Here is an 18,315-nt window from a genome sequence, read left to right as displayed (position 1 = left end):
TCTAAGAGAACTCCTGAACCGATTTGACTGTCAGCAGGCTGCTCTGGCAACTCTCGCTCCATTCCTGCGTAAATGGCAATTAATGAACCACCAGTGAGTTTCGCATCACGCCAAGGAGAGTTGCATGGAGAGCAAAACTTCCCGCCCTATCATCCATAATTTTAAACGACCCTTTGCCTTTTTCGCCGTGTTTGCCGCCATTGGTATTTGGAGATATATAGCCACGGGAGGAGTCTTTTATCTTCTGATCTTTGGTTATATCGGTTTCTCCATAGCTCTCGGTGCATATCTGTCAGAGACTCTCTCCGATGCAAAGAAACCCTGGGGACGACGGATCACTCAGCTATTGGTCGGTTTGTTCATGCTCGGTTTTCTTGGATTCCTTGCCAATGAGAACATGCAGATGGAGGGATTTTTCTTCTATGCTGCCGCAGGTATTTTTGGGGGAGCCACACTACACTACGTCATAGCTAAGGTTGTAGGTCCATTGCATTTCGGGCGCGGCTGGTGTGGCTGGGGCTGTTGGACAGCGATGATCCTGGATTTCATGCCATGGAAAGTGCCCGCTCGCCCTCGCCTTAAATATTGGAGCGGCTTGCGGTATGTCCATTTTGTTGTTTCGGCTGGCCTGGTACTCGGATTGATCTTTCTCTATGACTATGGCCCCGCAGAACATAGCGCTGCGGAGTTTACATGGCTGCTGTACGGCAATGCAGCTTATTACGTGATAGCTATTTTACTGGCGGCTTTCCTGAAAGACAATCGAGCTTTCTGCAAGTATGTCTGTCCAATTCCTGTCACCATGAAAATTACTTCTCGCTTTTCACTGATGAAACAGCAGATTGATATGGATGAATGTACCGATTGCGGGGAGTGCGAAGAAAACTGCCCAATGGACATTCAGCTACTTGAATATGCACGACGGGAACAGCGGGTACTTTCGACTGAATGCGTTCTTTGCGATACCTGCGTCTACGTCTGCCCCGTAGACGCCATCAAGACCACCAAGCGTTTTGATGTATGTACTCGGGAGTTTATCAACGTGGGCTGACACCGTATCCTTCAGAGCATAATCTCACTATACTACTCCCTTTCGCCATCAGGCGGGGACAGCAAGGGATGGGTTCTTGGTTGCAATTTGGGGTGGGAACACCAATCTTATCGTAATACCAAGAAGGAGGTTCACGGTAATGAACTTATCTAAGAATTGTCGCCCCTACATCTTTGGCTCCATCATTGCCCTATTTGTGTGCAGCAACTTGTTGCTGTCCTGCGGACAGGGCGATGACGAGTGCTCACCAGGTATCCTGAATACAGAGCCAACAGTACAACTTTTGGACGTAATCCAAATACTGATAGATCATAATCCCGACTACGAGCAGTATGTCGCCATGAAGGATTCGGTGAGTCGGGACCAATGGGAACGAACGCTCGATAGTTTGATCCAGATCAATATGGCCAATCCTGAAATCGTTGCCGGTATCGAGATGCTTGTGAGCACCGAAGCATATCAACTCTACTATCGGCAGTTCAGGAACATGGATTCTGAAAAACATCGTCGCATGCTGTGCGCCCTGCCGTATAGTTCGATACAAAGCCCGGCCGACATCTCGCGCAATCTCTTTGACCTGTCGAGTAATCTCGACTCAGTTCGACACTGGGTTGAATCCATTGTATCACGAATTGATCTTCAGCAAAGCCACTCGATCGCCCTGAAATGGCTGCCCGAGGGCGAGTACAATATCCCCAGTGTTCATTTGATCTTCGACGGTAATGGAGACGCCTTTGCCCGCGAAGGTCAGGTTGTCTTCGATCTCTTCGGTGTTCTTCTCAGCCAACGGCCCTACGACACGAGGTTCTCAAATCTGACGGCTATCGGGACACAGGAAATAGAAGAAGTGCTGGCCCATGAATTCCATCATGTCTATGCCCGACCTTTCCTCGGTCAACCGATAAGTGCAGTGTTTGATGATTGGCGGGATCAGTGGCGGTCCCGTCTCATACGACGGATGGTGAGCGAGGGAATCGCCATGCACTGCAACCCCCCCAGGGAGGTTTCGCGAGCGATCAAGGAAGACACGGCCATAGTGGCGTACTGGATCAGAAGTCTGAATGAAAAGCTCGGCAAGCTGCGAACCAACACGGTCACAGAGGAACAATTGCAAAACTGGTTGTCCGATACCTACCATAATGAAGCGCAGCAATTGCTCCGAGAGTACTTGCATCGTGAATACCGCGATTATGGACTGCGACGGATGCTGACTAAGCTTGGCGCAGATCGTCCGAGCCTCGTCTACACTCTGGGATGGTGGATGGTTTCACGGATCGGCGAACACGGTACCAAACCGGAGGAGCTCACAGCATTGCTCGCTGACCCGTATGCCCTGTTTGCGCGATACAATGAGGTCATGGGCGACGCTCCCGACAGTCTACTGGTGCGGGACTGACTATCTTGCGGAGGGATATGCCATTTGAAGTTTGACAATATCGTTCAACGACAAATATATTCATCGCAATGAAAGCGTACTCTCGATTCAAAGGCCAGACGGTGACGAAATTCCTGTTGGCCATCATTGTCTGCCTGATTATTCTTCATCCCCTGGCCCGAGCGGATGTTGACGACCTTGTCCGTCAAGCTCTGTGTGACGTTCGTATTCTGTACTTAGCCGGTGACGAAGAGACCATCGACTGGGCCTCTCTTTACTATCTCAATGACCATTATGGATGTGCCATCGATATTGTTCTTCCCGGACGAAGAGCAATCCCACGTATTTCGATAACTACTGTACCCGGCCGGGGTATAGTCATGCGCCGCGTTTTTCTGCCGGACGATAAACCAGAGATGATTGATTCGATTGTGCATGAGATATTCCCGCAACGACGGCCGGATATCATCTTGATTGGACCATCAACCGACAACTCACTGTTTGCGACTATCCGTCAACACCTGCTGGCTCTGGAACCATCAAGCTCCTATCAATTCAATATTCGACGGATGTTTGAACAGACCGATTATCCGAATTCCGCTATGGATTCAAGTCGCCAGGTTGTCCTTAATGCGACCGAACTGCTCCGTCGGTATCGTGAGCGGATGCGTTCGGAACTGCCTCTATTGGGAATCAATACAGCGATAGACAAAAACCCTTCTCAGAGCCTGATCCGATATCAGCTCCTGACAACGGCTGGGTCCGAGGAGGGGGCCGATTTCCTCTCTGGCCTGCCACGTAATCGCCTGGTTGACATTTTCGAAAGATTGCTGCCACAGGGTCCGAGAAGGGTAACTCTCGTGCGCCAAGCTCGCCAGCTTAACTCATCTTTACAGTCGTCGCTTCGTGTTGACGGCCGGGCGCGGGCCGAAGCTATCCTTGATGGATACCGTACAATGCTGGACCTATACAACGCGGTCGGACGCGATTCGCTACTGTTACAGTCAAAACACGACCTGAAACCGTACTTCGACGGATTGGTAGTCGCGGTTCAGGAAGCGGCATTGGAAGCAGTCGGTATTCGGTGGGACGGCAAAGTGATCCTCCGTGATTCACCGCGTGGTCCGAAACTGAAGTTTCGCGCTTCATTGTCGGCTAATGGACCCAAGGAAGTGCTGTTGAAGTCGGTCTGGTTTGTTCCCTACTGGGACAACGCGCGAGTAGCTGTGGACACAGTGTCGGTGAAGGTCACACCCCACCAGACATTCGCGCGCGAATATCTGATCGACATCGACCGTCGCCATCTTGAAGCCGAGCAGCCGGACTCGCTGGTCTTTATTACCGAGATGGAATATGGCCCCATACCAATGACCGTCCGTAGCACGCTGCCCATCTGGGAGCGACCGGAATTAGGAATTACTTTTGAACCGGACTTCTACTTTGTTCCGTCGCCGGCGGAGTTGGATATTGACCGGGTAGTATCTTCGGCGACGGTTCGAGCCGTGATCACCAAACCAAGTGATTTCGTCGGTAAGGTAAACTTCGAGTTCATCACTCCGAGAGGATTATTCGCCGGGGCTTATAACAAGACCCTCGATCTGAGACCCGGTGCTACCCAGGAGATAGTCCGCCTGGGATTCTCGATATCAAAGCTGTTCGAGTTGGGCACACAGCCACTGGTTATCGAGTTGTCACAAGATGGTCGTCTGGTGGCTGCCGACTCGGCTATTGTCCGCATTGCATCCTGTCGCATTTCTGACAAAATTAAGATTGGTTTTCTGGCCGACACTTCCGGCGCCTTTGAGGATATCCTGCAAATGACCGGCGCAACGTTCCGTCCTTTGACCGATAGGGGTCTGATCACCGCTGACCTTAATGCCTACAACGTACTGGTAGTTGGCTCCGGCGCGCACCGATCTTTCCCGTCCCTGGCAAAGATGAAGGATCGCTTCGAAACATATATGCGACAGGGAGGTTCATTGGTTGTGTTTGGCCAGCCTGAAGATTGGCCGGGGGGCGTTTTCCCGGTCTCGCTGGCACCAGTACTGGAATTGGTAGACCGGAACGACATCACAAACCGCATTGAAAAGGCGAAGATTCTATCGCAGCCGTACAAGATATCGGAGAAGAGTCTATTTTCGTCGTTTTTCAAAAAGGGGGAAGTCATTGCGGCAGCAGTTGCTCCGGCTGAGAGAGTTCTCGTTACACCTTCGGGAGCCACGCTGCTATCGGTTTCTCGTATCGGAGAGGGACAGCTTATTTACTGCGGGTTGCCCTTACTGGATCTGGTCGGCAGGCTAAATATAGACGCGATTCACCTGCTGGCTAATATCGTGAACTACTAGCTCCCATCGTTGTTTAACTGTAGGCGGAACAGACGACGGCAACATTGTGATAGATAATTCCTCGATCAAATCCTCTTCCCAGGGTCGTTTTCATACTCTGACGAAATATTTCCGCAAATACCGATGGTACTTGATCCTCGGTGGCGTGGCGGTAATCGGAGCCAATAGTCTGATCCTGCTCATTCCCGCCATTACCGGTCGCATCGTTGACCGTCTTCGGGCGGGGGCACCTATGGACGAAATACGCGACTATGTTCTCCTGGCAGTGGGACTGTCTATCCTGTCCGGCTTGTTTCGTTTTGCTATGCGTCGCACGATCATCTGGATGTCACGTTATATTGAGTATGACCTCCGTGCCGAGCTGTTTGATCATCTGTTGAAGCTGTCGCCTTCGTTTTTTCACAACAACCGTACTGGCGATATCATGGCCCGCATGACTAACGACCTCGAAGCAGTCAGACAACTGGCCGGACCAGCCATCATGTACACCTCCAACGCCGTTGTGAGTCTGGTAATTGGTGTTTCGCTAATGCTCTACCTGTCACCAATACTGACCGCCTATGCTCTGGTACCGCTTATAGTGATGCCCATTGCCGTCAATCGCATCGGTAATTTGCTCCACAAACGCCTGACTCGGATTCAGGAACATTTCGCAACCATAACGGCGGCAGCGCAAGAGAACCTGGCGGGAATCAGGGTCGTTAAAGCATTCCAGCAAGAGGAACCGGAAGTGCGCCATTTCGAGATTATGTCGGCCAAATACATTGGACTAAATCTCGATCTGGCCAAGATCCAGGGCGTGTTTATCCCGATGATGCGACTGGTGGCGGCGGTTTCGTATCTCAGCGTTTTCTACCTGGGCGGTTTGGCCGTGATGGATGGTAGTCTCTCGCTCGGAATGATCATTGCCTTCTTTGGTTACCTCGGGCTTATGCATTGGCCGGTGATAGCGGTTGGCTGGGTCGTGTCCCTGTATCAGCGGGGAACAGCCTCGTTGGAACGAATCAACCGTATCCTTCACACCGAGCCGGATATCGCTGACACTGTACCGGACTTACATGCGGGACAAATGCAAGGGAAAATTGAGTTTCGGAATCTCCGGTTTGGATTTAATAGCAGGAACGTTCTCGACGGTATCGACCTTACTATTGATGCCGGCCAGACGGTTGGTCTGGTAGGTGCTACAGGATCAGGGAAAACGGCTCTGGTGAGTTTGCTGGCACGACTCTATCCCGTAGACCGGGGACAGTTGTTCATCGATGGTCGGGATATCAACGATTGGTCACTGAGTAGTCTACGCCGTCAGGTCGGCTTTGCACCGCAGGAGCCTTTCTTGTTTTCCTGTACAATTGAGGAGAATATCGGCTTTGGCGGTACAGACCACGAACGAGCCGATATACGCGAGGCCGCTCGTATTGCCGCGCTGGACAAAGATCTGGAGGAGTTCCCCAAAGGTTACCGCACGATGGTTGGCGAACGCGGGATCACTCTCTCCGGTGGTCAGAAACAACGAGCGGCCATCGCGAGAGCTATTCTGTCCGACCCGGCTGTGCTCATCCTTGACGATGCTACTTCGTCTGTCGATACGGAGACCGAACACGAAATACAGGAGCGGATCGGGGATGTTCTTAGAGACAGAACCTCGATTATTATATCGCACCGGGTGTCGTCGGTGAAGGATGCCGATTTCATTGTCTATCTTGACGAGGGGCGGATTGTCGAACGCGGATCACACGATGAACTGGTGCGTCTGAATGGACACTACGCCAGGCTCCACCAGGCCCAACTGCTTCAAATGGAACTGGACCAGTTATGAGTGCGGCCGAGAATTATCACGAAGAAGAAGCTCTGGGTAAAGCCTACGATGCCCGCCTGATGAAACGTTTGCTGACCTACATGCGTCCCTATCGGCTGGCGATGGTAACCGCCGTGCTGCTTCTCTTTATGAGTGCTTCCGCCCAGATCTCGTTGGCTTTTGTAACCCAGTACGGCATTGATTCATTCATTGAGAAGGGAATATCAACCGGCTTTGAGAAAGTCGCCCTGCTCTACCTGGGAGTGATTGTCCTCATCCTTGGTTTCAGTTACGGACAGATCATGGTGACCGTCTGGCTGGGACAAAAGGTTCAGCACGATTTGCGGATACAGATATTCCGTCATCTCCAGCGACTGAACCTGACTTTCTTTGACCGTAACCCGGTTGGTCGGCTGGTGACCAGGGTTACCAACGATGTCAACACGCTCAACGAATTGTTCTCCAGCGGTGTGGTGGCCATAATTGGCGACATCTTCATGCTGCTCCTCATCGTGGGGGCAATGCTTTATGTTAACTGGCAGTTAGCCCTGATAACATTTGGCGTGCTACCGGCTCTGGTCGTAGTGACTTTTGTATTCCGAGCCAAAGCGCGCGAGGCGTATCGCCTGGTGCGGCTGAAACTGGCGCGACTAAACGCCTTCACGCAGGAACATCTCACAGGCGTGACTCTGGTGCAGTTGTTCACACAGGAAAAACGTGTTGCCGATAATTTTGAGGAGATCAACGACGACCTCCGGGCCGGACATCACCACGCAGTAATATATTATGCTATGTTCTATCCGACGGTTGAGATTATTGGAGCCATCTCTATCGGACTGCTGATGTACTACGGCGGTGTGCGCATCACCGGGGGCGAGATGACCTACGGCGAACTGACCGCCTTCATATTCCTTGTGGAGCGATTCTTCTTCCCTATCCGCGACCTGTCAGAAAAATACAACGTCCTGCAATCATCAATGGCTTCCTCGGAGCGTATCTTCAACCTGCTCGATACCGAACCAGACATTGTCGACCCGCCGACCCCTCGTCCGATTAGCAAGTATCGTGGTCGGATCGATCTGGAGAATGTCTGGTTTGCCTACAAAGACAAAGACTGGGTCCTAAAGGATGTCTCGTTTTCAGTTGAACCGGGCCAACGGGTAGCCATCGTTGGTGCTACGGGAGCCGGTAAGACATCACTCGTATCGCTTCTCTATCGCTTCTATGATTGTCGGCAGGGTGCAATCAAGATCGACGGCGTGCCCATCCCGGAAATGTCACTATCCGACCTGCGTTCTCACCTGGCTCTGGTGCTTCAGGATGTCTTTCTATTCAGTGGTGATTATGCCGGCAATGTTCGTCTACGCAACGAAGATATTTCCGATGAGGCAGTGCGTATAGCTTTGGAGCGGGTCGGCTTTGACCGCTTCCTGAAGGATTTGCCCGATGGTATTCATACCGAAGTCAAGGAACGCGGCGCAACGTTATCAACGGGGCAGAAACAATTGTTGTCATTTGCCCGGGCGCTGGCTTATGATCCCGATATCCTGATTCTTGATGAAGCTACCAGTTCGGTTGACACCGCTACGGAAAAATTGATCCAGGAAGCACTGGAGACACTACTGGCGGGACGTACTTCAATTGTCATCGCCCATCGACTGTCAACCATCGAGAAAGCAGATAAGATCATAGTACTACACCGTGGTGAGTTACGTGAAATAGGCACCCACCGGGTGTTGTTGAAGAAGAAGGGCATTTACCATACCTTGTACCAGATGCAATATCGAAGACACCAGGACCCCGGCGTGGCTGGTAAAACGGCACGGAGATAACAATTGAACCTCTCGAAAAAACAGACCAACGAGTTGGTTGTTTTTGCAGCCGAGATGGCCATTGGGGCTGGAGGAATTCTCAAAGCCGGTTTCAATCGCGCCATCAGTGTTAAGTACAAGGGACGTATTGATCCTGTGACCGAATATGACCTCAAGTCGGAGAGACACATTGTGTCTCTTATTACCAAGAAATACCCGGATCACGCGATATTGGCCGAGGAAGGCAGCGGCAAAGGTGAGCAGGCTGAATTTCGCTGGATCATTGATCCGTTAGATGGCACCGTTGACTACGCTCATGGTTTTCCCATCTACTGTGTCTCGATAGGATTGGAACACGAAGGGAAAATGATAGCCGGGGTTGTGTATGATCCCGAACGGAACGAGCTTTTCCGTGCTGCCCAGCACCGAGGTGCTTTTTTGAACAAGAAACGAATACGCGTATCAAGTGAGAAACGACTGGATCGAGCTTTGCTTGCCACTGGCTTCGCCTACGATGTTGCCACAGCCAGAAAGAACAACCTCGGGTTGTTTGCTCGTATGGTGAAAAACGCCCAGGCGGTCCGACGTCTTGGATCGGCCGCGATTGATTTGTGTTGGCTGGCGGCAGGGCGTATTGATGGTTTCTGGGAGTTGAAATTGCATCCGTGGGACACCGCCGCAGCGTTGGTCATCGTAGAGGAAGCGGGCGGGAAAGTCACTCAATTGGATGGTGAACCTTACTCGATCTTCGCACCGGACATCCTTGCCGCCAATCCTAAACTCCGTCGTACAATGCAGAAAGTGTTGACGAGACGATAGTCGCCATCTTGCGGCTATATAGACATCATAGTTGATTGACAATCGCAGTGGTTGTCGTATACCTTATTTAGTCATGAAGAACTCTCTGACACTTCTAGTCGCCCTTATCGGGTTATATTTGGCTCTCTCGCTGATTCTGCACGTAGTCTACGGACCATCGTTTGGCTTTCTGGCCGGCGAGGACTGCTGGATTCCCGATGGCGATGGGGGTTGGATGGCGCACGGAATCCCTGATTCTATCGCACCGGATAGCCCCAGCATGAACGTACCACTACTGCTTCGCTACCTGCCGATTTATGTTCCGGGGCTCATCCTGGCCATGTTTATGTTTACTCCTCTCAGAAGGTTTATTGAGAGTAAGCCCGACGAAGCGAAGGTTGCCTCGGTCAAATCGGAAGACGATCCGATTTCACCGGAATAACACCAACAACGTCCCGGATATACAGCTACATAGTATTGATTATGCCTCTTTGCTCGCCGTACGCGATGCCCCCCCAATCATCTCTTGACACATAATGGACCCATCGCTATACTATCTATATACACCAAGTCGAGCAACATGACCTGAAAAAACTTGAACGTATCCCAAGGAGGGAGTCATGTCTTCAATTCGTAATATTATGATTATTGCGCTGGTGCTCGTTTGTCTGGGCACGGTTGCGATAGTTACTGTTGTTGCCGATACGCAGGAGTTCATTTGCGGCGATGTCAACGGGGACGCCGAGGGTCCTAATATCGCCGATTTAACCTATTGCGTGGGGTACTTGTTTCAGGGATTTTTGCCCCCACCCGACTCGGCCGCGGCCGATCTGGATGGTCAGCCGGGTTTCAATGTGGCCGATCTCACCTACCTGGTTTCGTTCCTGTTCACCGGCGGTCCACCTCCAAGTTGCACACAGTGGAGTCACTCGGAGCTATTCGGAGAATGCTACGGCGGTGACATGGAACCACCAACCGAGCCGGCATCTCCATTTTCTTTGTCATCAGATTGCCTCGAAATGGGTCGGGCCGCGAACGATTCGACCGAATACATGTGGGTAGAATTGATTGGGGATGACCTTCATGTACACCACATGAACGCCTACTACCAGTGCTGCCTGGAATACGCCGTGACATTTGAGATTGATGGCTACGCCATTACTGCTTTCGAATCGGACACTGGCGAACTATGCGACTGCTACTGCTACTTCAACCTCGAAGCCGTGCTCCCCGATCTGTTAATCAGCACACCATGCGAATATGTCGTAACCCTGGTCGGAATCAACGGCGATACGGTAGGTGTCGATACTCTGGTCATCTCGGACAGTTCATATATGTATATTGATGTCATTGGGAACGACATGCATATCCACCACATGAGTGCGATGACATACTGCTGTCCAGAGTTCTATATTGACTACCAGTTCGACGGCAACAATATCACGGTGACCGAAATCGACTCTACCGACGGATGTTTTTGTTTATGCTACTACAACCTCCGGTCTACCATATATGACGTTCCCAGCGGCGAATGGACGGTCACTCTGATTGGCATCTGTCCTGTCGTTGTGGGTGGACCGTGCGATACGGTTGGGGTGGAGACAGTCGTAATCGGCGACCCTGGCTGGTAGGTGGTTGGAGACGTTGGAGCAGCCTTAGTCATGTAGGTCAAGCCGCCTGTCGGCTTGATATTGACGACTGTCGGGTACGGAGCAAGAGCAAACACATTACACCTTTTTGTATCTTGGCTATATCAAAACAGCTATACTCCCAGCAGAATAGCAATGTGCCTTTTTCTGCAAGGAACAGAATAGTATGCCCGGGAAAATACTGGTAAAATCTACATCAGGAATACGAGGGGTTATTGGTCGGGGACTCGATCCGGTTCTGGTCGCCAAATACGGAGCCGCCTTTGGAACGATGTTGAAAAAAGGCAAGGTTGTTGTAGGGCGCGACAGTCGGCCTTCCGGTGACATGATTATGAAAGCGGTCATCTCCGGCTTGCTGGCCTCCGGAAGAGATGTGGTTGAGATCGGCATTGTACCAACCCCGACAGTTGAGATCGCTGTCAAGACACTCAAGGCGGCTGGTGGAATGTGTATCACCGCTTCTCATAATCCGTCTCAATGGAATGCCCTGAAATTCTTCAATCGTAAAGGTGAGTTCATCATTCCTGCCGAATACAAACGACTCGATAAGTTGTTCTCATCCGGCAAGTTCCAATATCAACCGTACTCCAAATTGGGCAAGCTCGTGTGTCAGAGCGATTGGGTCGAGAAACATATTGGCAAGACTCTGGCAGTCAAGGTTGTGAATGTTCCCGCTGTGCGTCGTCATCGCTTCAAAGTTGTCGTGGACGCCATCAACGGAGCCGGTAGTGTAGCCTTGCCCAAACTTCTGCGCAGGATGGGTGCTACCGTGTTTGAAGTGAACTGCAACAATGACGGTAAGTTTGTCCACGAGCCAGAACCGACTCCGGCCAATCTATCTCAGCTCGCACGGGCTGTACGACGCCACAAGGCTGATTTGGGAATGGCCTGTGATCCCGATGCTGACCGTCTGGCCCTTGTCGATGAGAAAGGTCGCCCTATTGGCGAAGAGCTAACACTGACAATTGCGGTTATGGAAGTCCTTAAGAAACGTCGAGGGACTACGGTTATCAATATGTCAACTTCGCGAGCCACAGCCGATGTCGCACGGGCGGCCGGATCAAAAGTGATATATTCGAAAGTTGGCGAAGCCAATGTTGTGCAGGCAATGCATCGCGCCAAGGCCATTATTGGTGGGGAAGGTAACGGTGGTGTCATCTATCCATCCTTCCATGCCGGACGGGATGCTCTGATCGGGGCAGCCCTGGTCCTGAGCTGTTTGGCAGAAGAAAAGATGAGTCTCTCAGGACTGGTTGAAACTCTGCCGACTTACTTTACTATAAAGTCCAAAGCCTCGTTCCCTGCTGATTTCAAAACGAGGCTGGCCAAGTTCGAGAAAGGAGCAGCCGAACTTCTTGGTTCCTGCCGGGTGGACCGACGCGATGGTCTTAGGTTTGATTTTACCGAAGGCTGGGCGCAGGTACGGTCGTCCAACACGGAACCGATTTTTCGACTGATTGTGGAGACGGATGATACGAAGCTCACTGCACGACTGACTCGTCAGATACTGCGGTACTTCAAATAAGACGAGGAGCGACCAATGTGTGGAATAGTCGGATATGTCGGACCCAAACAGGCGCAGCCTATTTTGATTCAGGGTCTCAAACGGCTGGAGTATCGCGGTTATGATTCATCCGGGATTGCCATGTTGACCGACAATGGTCTTATGGTAGCCAAGTCCGCCGGGAAAATTGTCAACCTTGAAGCAACCCTCGGAGATACTAGTTCCGACTGTAATCACGGCATCGCCCACACACGATGGGCTACTCACGGCGAACCTTCTAAGCTGAACGCTCATCCACACACTGACGCTGAAGGTGAGATAGCCCTGGTTCACAACGGCATCATCGAAAACTATCGTACGCTCAAGGAATTCCTCAAGCGTAATGGTTTTGATATTAAGACTGACACCGATACGGAAATCCTGGTCCATCTTATTCGTTACCATTACAAAGACAACCTCACCGAAGCCGTTCGTGCTGCTCTCAATCAAGTTGAAGGCACTTATGGCGTGGCTGTAATTTCGTTGCAACATCCCGGACAGATCATTGCTGCCCGCATGGGTTCACCGTTGGTTGTCGGTAACGGACAGGGAGAAAATCTAGTTGCCTCCGATGTCGCTGCCATGCTTGAGTACACCAATAAAGTAGTCTATCTCGAAGACGGCGAAATAGCCACCATCACGGCTGATGATTTCCATATTACAACTATTCAGAACGTTGAGATCACACCCATTATCCAGGAAATTTCCTGGACACTCGACAAAATTGAGAAAGAAGGCTACGACCATTTCATGCTCAAGGAGATCTATGAGCAGCCCACGACTCTCCGCAATGGGATTCGAGGACGACTGAAATGGGAAGAAGGTATCCCCAATCTGGGCGGACTTAACCTTCAGCATAACGAACTACGGGACATAAAGAGAATCATCGTTACCGCCTGTGGAACATCATGGCACGCGGCGTTGATATCTGAGTACTTCATCGAAGAGTTGGCTCGTTTGCCTGTCGAGGTCGAGTATGCCTCGGAGTTTCGTTATCGCGCCCCCATCTTTGACGACCATACTATCATGTTGGTCATCAGCCAGTCTGGTGAGACCGCCGATACTCTGGCAGCAATGAAAGAGGCCAGGAATCGCGGGGTGACTGTGCTCGGGCTTGTCAATGTGGTCGGCTCTACGATTGCCCGCGATACCGATGGTGGAGTGTATATCCATGCCGGTCCGGAAATTGGGGTCGCTTCGACCAAGGCGTTTACATCCCAGGTCATGGCTGTGTCATTGATCGGAACTCTGCTGGCCCGAATGCGGCACCTGTCAGTGCAGCAGGGACAGGAAATCATCGACAGTATCATCAAGATTCCCAGTCAGGTCGAACAGATTCTCGGATTCAGTGATCAGATTAAGGAAATTGCTGCTCAGTATTACAAGGCCAACAATTTCCTCTATCTCGGCCGCGGGATCAATTTCCCCGTCGCGCTTGAAGGGGCGCTGAAACTCAAAGAAATCTCCTACATCCACGCTGAGGGCTACCCTGCCGCCGAGATGAAACACGGACCCATCGCTCTAATCGATGAAAAAATGCCGGTGGTGGTGATTGCTCTGAAGGACTCGGTCTACGACAAAGTCATGTCCAATATCGCCGAAGTTCGTGCGCGCAATGGCCGCGTTATCGCTATCGCCACCGAAGGCGACACCGAGATTGCCGAACGCGTAAACCACGTCATCTATATCCCTCAAACCTACCGTTTACTGACACCTCTTCTGTCGGTGATTCCGTTGCAGTTGCTGGCGTATCATATAGCGGTGATGCGTGGTTGCTCAGTTGACCAACCCCGCAACTTAGCCAAGAGCGTGACGGTGGAGTAGGGGGCATAGAATCCCCACTCGCGTTGGGGCAAGGCACAAACCCTCAGCCTGCTGACTGAAGGGATCGACGTTATGACTCCAAGGACACGCGGAACGATACTGGCTATGGTCTGTGTCTCCTTCTGGGCGCTAATACCTGTTGTTGCCAGTCTCGGACAGAAAACGCTTGACCATCACCAGTTTCTGTTTTGGTCAAGTCTGGTTTCATTCACTGTCCTGGCGACCAGTGCGATCTTCACCGGACGTATCCGGAAGGTGAGATGCCTTTGCCCGAAAGATTGGCTGCACCTCTTGGCATTGGGTCTTCTCGGAACTTATGTTTATTATCTATTGCTCTACCTGGGTTATTCCCGCGCAATCGGCATGGAAGTGCTGGTTCTCCAATACACCTGGCCAATACTAATGGTCTTGTTCTCCATTGTCATCTTGAAAGAACGGGTCAGCATCAGAAAACTGATTGCTCTTACCTTAGGATTCGCTGGTGTTGTCACCGTATTGACCAAAGGAGAGTTCCAGAGCGTCAAGCTGAGTAACCCCGGTGTGATCGCCCTCGTTGGCCTCGGTGCGGCCTGTTTTGCACTGTTCTCCGTATTGAGCAAGAATGTAAAAAAAGACCCTCTATTGGTTGTCGCGATATACTTTTTCTGTGCCTGCATCGCATCGTTCGTATCAATGTTGTTCTTCTCTGAATTTGCCTATCCAACAATTGATGAAATCATACCAATTCTGATAAACGGACTGTTTGTGAATGGACTTTCATATCTGATATGGCTGATCGCGCTCAAATCGACAGAAGCTTCGTACTTAGCACCATTCACTCTGATCACTCCGGTTCTATCAGCCATCTATCTGGTGGTGTTTTTCGATGAACCGTTCCTATTGGCGTACAGCCTCGGTTTAGTGTGCATTGTTGCTGGCGGCTTGGTGAACAGTCTTGGACTTAGGCGCGACATCCCGACATGAATCTCTCTCGCCCTCAACGGCTCGGCCGGCAACGACGTATTAGCTGTGGGGGGAAAGCTGCTTATTCGCATAGCAGCAAAAGGAGTAACTCTGAGGGGCACCCATATTGAGGCCGTCTTTTTCAGCCTCATTGATCTGCTATGCCTCTCCACTCCGAAAGAGCAGCCGGATCGAAATCACCATCATCAACACCCCAAAGATGCCCACGGTTATTGGCCAGAAAGTGAGTTCTCCAAAAAAGGCCACGGTCGGTTCTGGGTACCATCGATTGAGCAGCGCCAAGGCAATGTTTAAGAAACTATGACAGGCAATGGCGGGCCAGATAGAACCTGTACGCCACACAATAATGCCGCCCCAAATGCCGATGGGCAACGCATGGAGCATGAAGAACGGACTGGGATGAATCAGGGCAAAGAGAAGAGCGACCAAACCAATAGCGAGGAATGGTCTCCACCGTCGCAGGAGCCCTCTAAGTACGAATCCGCTGAACAGCATTTCCTCAGAGAACGAAGCCAGAGTTGCGGTGTAGAGAATAATCAGAGCGCCATCCAGCCCACGCAACTGAGCAAACGCCAGGGCCAGTGTCATGTCACTTTGACCCGGAGAGATGTGGGCCAGAAACAGCCAGCCGCTGATTGCAGCTGCACCCAGGCTACTGAGCATCAGAACCGGATATTGCCACAGTGTTGCTGTACCGCGAACCAATCCCAGTCTCTGCGCCAGAGGCGTTCTTGAGCGACTTGCAGCCAATAGGGCTAGCAGCAGAATTGAGAGATGAATAGGGATGAGCATCGAGAAAAAGCCTGATGGGGTCGCCATGTTCTGCTGCATCCAGGCGTCGATCGCTTCAGGGCCAAACTCCTGTCCTGGTCCCAGTGTTGGACTGACTATCAGGTATAGCATTACATTGGATACAATCCCTGCCAATACAAGGGCTCCAGCCCCCACTGCCACGGAAGGCCACCACCTCGGACGTTTTGTTTCGTCAATACCGAACATACAATATCCTCGTGTCGATAGCGTGGCTATGTACTTCGATGCTGTAGGTTCTCTTGGAGCAGCTTTAAGGAAACACAAAGGTCACTGGTGGACAAGTGGAACTTGAGGTTTTGTGGGTTAGCCCGTAACTTTTGCCCCTATTAGTGTGTCTAAGTAGTAGATGGACAGAACAAGGAACCTTTTCTGGAAGCTCATTGAGCCCCAGCATCAACAAGCGCGCGCGTATTGTCGCAAGCTGATGGGAAATCGGGAAGACGGCGACGACCTGTTTCAGGACGCCCTGGTAACTGCCGTGACCAATTTCGACTCTCTGCGCGACACGACCGCCATCCGACCCTGGTTCTATCGGATTGTAGTCAACACTTTCAAGAACCGTATTCGGCGACCATGGTGGAAACGCGTAATCCACATGACAGCTGAGATCGAGGACTCCCTCGACGGATTTGATCCGACGGACGGGTATGCCGCGCGACGGAATCTTCAGCGAGCCTTCGAGGCTGTCTCAACTGAAGATCAGGCGTTGGTGACCTTGTTCGAACTTGAGGGCTGGACAGCCAACGAGTTGGCCGCTTTGACCGGCAAGACGGAAGGAGCGATCAAAGTCAGGCTGCTGAGAGCCCGGCGGAAGATGAGAGAAACGCTGGCCAGGTTTCAATCACGAGCCGCCCGAATCGTAACTGTGAAACCTGCCTTGACGGAGGACAAGATATGCGTTGTCATGAAGCCAGACGCAGACTAACCGAATCGGTGTTCGCCGAAGATCAGAACCTGCAGGACCACCTCCGGGTATGCCCGGCATGTGCCCGACAGGCGAAAGCCGCGTTGCAACTGCATCAGACGCTTCAGGCGGCCGCCGCCTCAGACAATGCCGAGACCATTCCGTGGTCCGAGCAAATGGCCCGCGTTGAGTCCCGGGTAGCACTAAACAAGCGCACCGTAACCAAGGAAACTTCAATCATGACTCAGATAGTAAACAAGCTCAGAATCCCACGCTATAGCGTCTCCCTCGGTGTTGCCGTCGTAGTGTTGCTGCTATGTACATTGGTCCCGTTTCAGTTCGAACAGACCGTCGGCTACGAGGTCGCCTTTGCCGGTGTCGATAGGAACCTGGCCCTCGATTCGGATCGGCTGTCAAAGCTTCTTAATGCTCTTGGTGTCGAGGATGCCTCTTTTGATGTCGGTGACTGTGAAGCGACCTGCAAAGTCAAAATTTCGGAACTGAAGACAGATAAAGAGGTCCAGCTTGTGCTGGCTGCCTTTGACGAGATAGGTAATTGTGTTGTCGAGGATGTTTCGGAAATCCTCGGTGACAAGCATACCACCCTGTTTATGCAGGCCCGGACTATTGTCGTTGATGGCGATGATGCCGAATCCTGCGAGAGCGAAATGATCAGCCAGATCGTTTTACATTGTTTGAGCGAACTCGATTCCAGCGAAACGGGTGAATACACCGTCTGGGTCAGCGATGAAGACGGCAATATCGATTATGATGTCCAGATCGGGAATGTAGATGATTTTGACGGCGCGTTCATGTTCGTCGGAGAGGGTGTTGGCGGATGCGGCGACAGCGGTGTTGTGATGGAGACACAGCTTGAGATTACCGCTGATGAAGACGGCAACATGATTGCCCATATCACTCTTCCGGATGGAACGGTTGAAGTCTTGGACCTCAGCGATCCCGCCACGGCAGCTAGGCTGGAAGAACTCGGCCTAAACATGATTGTCGGTGGCATCGGTGATCTGGGTGAAGGCGAAGCGGATCTCATTGTCAAGAAGATGATCATCTGCAATCAGGACGGCGATGACGGTGCCGCCAAGCAGGAAGCTGATGAAACCCTCCCGGATGGATTTGAACTCTCGCAGAATTACCCGAATCCATTTAATCCCACCACAACGATTGACTACACTGTCCCAACTTCCGACCATGTGACGCTGGACATTTACAACGTTAATGGTCAGTTGGTCAAAACGCTCGTTGATGATGTCGTCAGTGCTGGAACTCATTCTGTTGAATGGAATGCGACTTCCACTTCCGGCTCTCGCGTTGCCTCGGGGATGTATTTCTATCGCCTGACTGTTGGTGATGTCACCCAGTCGAAGAAAATGACCCTGTTGAAGTAATCCGTAGAGAAGTATAACACGGATAAGATAACCCGGATGGC

General features: G+C 51.5%; 14 protein-coding genes. 13 read left to right on the top strand and 1 reads right to left on the bottom strand.

Annotated features, from left to right (window positions below; all coding sequences use genetic code 11):
- Window positions 1–124: 124 nt before the first annotated feature.
- The 11 genes from KOO62_04805 to KOO62_04755 all read left to right on the top strand — a co-directional run bounded on the left by KOO62_04805 (window position 125) and on the right by KOO62_04755 (window position 15,154).
- Window positions 125–1,051 (top strand): 4Fe-4S binding protein, encoded by a 927-nt coding sequence (locus KOO62_04805; protein ID MBU8933308.1) that lies wholly within the window; start codon window positions 125–127, stop codon window positions 1,049–1,051.
- 139 nt (window positions 1,052–1,190) lie between these two features.
- Entirely contained in the window at window positions 1,191–2,447 is a 1,257-nt protein-coding gene (locus KOO62_04800) for a hypothetical protein (GenBank protein MBU8933307.1), read from the top strand.
- Window positions 2,448–2,515: 68 nt separating this feature from the next.
- Entirely contained in the window at window positions 2,516–4,771 is a 2,256-nt protein-coding gene (locus KOO62_04795; GenBank protein MBU8933306.1) for a hypothetical protein, read from the top strand.
- Window positions 4,772–4,817: 46 nt separating this feature from the next.
- Window positions 4,818–6,587 carry an ABC transporter ATP-binding protein/permease gene (locus KOO62_04790; protein ID MBU8933305.1) on the top strand — a complete coding sequence of 590 codons (1,770 nt, stop codon included), beginning with the start codon at window positions 4,818–4,820 and terminating at the stop codon, window positions 6,585–6,587.
- Entirely contained in the window at window positions 6,584–8,398 is a 1,815-nt protein-coding gene (locus KOO62_04785) for an ABC transporter ATP-binding protein/permease (GenBank protein MBU8933304.1), read from the top strand. The genes KOO62_04790 and KOO62_04785 overlap by 4 nt, the downstream gene beginning before the upstream one ends.
- A 54-nt stretch (window positions 8,399–8,452) precedes the next feature.
- On the top strand, window positions 8,453–9,196 hold the full coding sequence (locus KOO62_04780) for an inositol monophosphatase (GenBank protein MBU8933303.1): 744 nt from the start codon (window positions 8,453–8,455) through the stop codon (window positions 9,194–9,196).
- A 73-nt stretch (window positions 9,197–9,269) separates the two neighbouring features.
- On the top strand, window positions 9,270–9,617 hold the full coding sequence (locus tag KOO62_04775; protein MBU8933302.1) for a hypothetical protein: 348 nt from the start codon (window positions 9,270–9,272) through the stop codon (window positions 9,615–9,617).
- Between the two features lie 178 nt (window positions 9,618–9,795).
- Complete coding sequence (locus KOO62_04770; protein ID MBU8933301.1) at window positions 9,796–10,806, top strand: hypothetical protein; 1,011 nt, start codon at window positions 9,796–9,798, stop codon at window positions 10,804–10,806.
- 184 nt (window positions 10,807–10,990) lie between these two features.
- The gene (glmM, locus tag KOO62_04765) at window positions 10,991–12,349 is read left to right on the top strand and encodes a phosphoglucosamine mutase (GenBank protein ID MBU8933300.1); all 1,359 of its coding nucleotides are present in this window, start codon (window positions 10,991–10,993) and stop codon (window positions 12,347–12,349) included.
- Between the two features lie 15 nt (window positions 12,350–12,364).
- The gene (gene glmS, locus KOO62_04760) at window positions 12,365–14,191 is read left to right on the top strand and encodes a glutamine--fructose-6-phosphate transaminase (isomerizing) (protein ID MBU8933299.1); all 1,827 of its coding nucleotides are present in this window, start codon (window positions 12,365–12,367) and stop codon (window positions 14,189–14,191) included.
- A gap of 72 nt (window positions 14,192–14,263) precedes the next feature.
- Entirely contained in the window at window positions 14,264–15,154 is an 891-nt protein-coding gene (locus KOO62_04755) for a DMT family transporter (protein MBU8933298.1), read from the top strand.
- Between the two features lie 138 nt (window positions 15,155–15,292).
- Here KOO62_04755 and KOO62_04750 read toward each other — a convergent pair whose 3' ends face one another.
- Window positions 15,293–16,153 (bottom strand): CPBP family intramembrane metalloprotease, encoded by an 861-nt coding sequence (locus KOO62_04750; protein ID MBU8933297.1) that lies wholly within the window; start codon window positions 16,151–16,153, stop codon window positions 15,293–15,295.
- A 160-nt stretch (window positions 16,154–16,313) separates the two neighbouring features.
- Between KOO62_04750 and KOO62_04745 the strand changes: the two genes are divergently transcribed.
- Together KOO62_04745 and KOO62_04740 are read left to right on the top strand one after the other, a co-directional pair.
- Window positions 16,314–16,892 (top strand): RNA polymerase sigma factor, encoded by a 579-nt coding sequence (locus tag KOO62_04745; protein MBU8933296.1) that lies wholly within the window; start codon window positions 16,314–16,316, stop codon window positions 16,890–16,892.
- Entirely contained in the window at window positions 16,862–18,274 is a 1,413-nt protein-coding gene (locus tag KOO62_04740) for a T9SS type A sorting domain-containing protein (protein ID MBU8933295.1), read from the top strand. Before KOO62_04745 ends, KOO62_04740 begins: the two co-directional genes overlap by 31 nt.
- Window positions 18,275–18,315 lie beyond the last annotated feature (41 nt).

The sequence above is a fragment of the Candidatus Zixiibacteriota bacterium genome (genome assembly GCA_019038695.1).
Taxonomy (GTDB): Bacteria; Zixibacteria; MSB-5A5; order GN15; family FEB-12; genus B120-G9.
The sequence above is the reverse complement of the archived record's forward strand: the minus strand, read 5'-3'. Positions and strand labels throughout refer to the sequence as shown.

Bases quoted from the DNA above. Each gene is read 5' to 3' on its own strand.
- KOO62_04780 (MBU8933303.1), top strand. From the start codon at position 8,453: ATGGCCATTGGGGCTGGAGGAATTCTCAAAGCCGGTTTCAATCGCGCC.
- KOO62_04800 (MBU8933307.1), top strand. From the start codon at position 1,191: ATGAACTTATCTAAGAATTGTCGCCCCTACATCTTTGGCTCCATCATT.
- KOO62_04775 (MBU8933302.1), top strand. From the start codon at position 9,270: ATGAAGAACTCTCTGACACTTCTAGTCGCCCTTATCGGGTTATATTTG.
- KOO62_04770 (MBU8933301.1), top strand. From the start codon at position 9,796: ATGTCTTCAATTCGTAATATTATGATTATTGCGCTGGTGCTCGTTTGT.
- KOO62_04805 (MBU8933308.1), top strand. From the start codon at position 125: ATGGAGAGCAAAACTTCCCGCCCTATCATCCATAATTTTAAACGACCC.
- glmS (MBU8933299.1), top strand. From the start codon at position 12,365: ATGTGTGGAATAGTCGGATATGTCGGACCCAAACAGGCGCAGCCTATT.
- glmM (MBU8933300.1), top strand. From the start codon at position 10,991: ATGCCCGGGAAAATACTGGTAAAATCTACATCAGGAATACGAGGGGTT.
- KOO62_04785 (MBU8933304.1), top strand. From the start codon at position 6,584: ATGAGTGCGGCCGAGAATTATCACGAAGAAGAAGCTCTGGGTAAAGCC.
- KOO62_04740 (MBU8933295.1), top strand. From the start codon at position 16,862: ATGCGTTGTCATGAAGCCAGACGCAGACTAACCGAATCGGTGTTCGCC.
- KOO62_04750 (MBU8933297.1), bottom strand. From the start codon at position 16,153: ATGTTCGGTATTGACGAAACAAAACGTCCGAGGTGGTGGCCTTCCGTG.
- KOO62_04755 (MBU8933298.1), top strand. From the start codon at position 14,264: ATGACTCCAAGGACACGCGGAACGATACTGGCTATGGTCTGTGTCTCC.
- KOO62_04745 (MBU8933296.1), top strand. From the start codon at position 16,314: ATGGACAGAACAAGGAACCTTTTCTGGAAGCTCATTGAGCCCCAGCAT.
- KOO62_04795 (MBU8933306.1), top strand. From the start codon at position 2,516: ATGAAAGCGTACTCTCGATTCAAAGGCCAGACGGTGACGAAATTCCTG.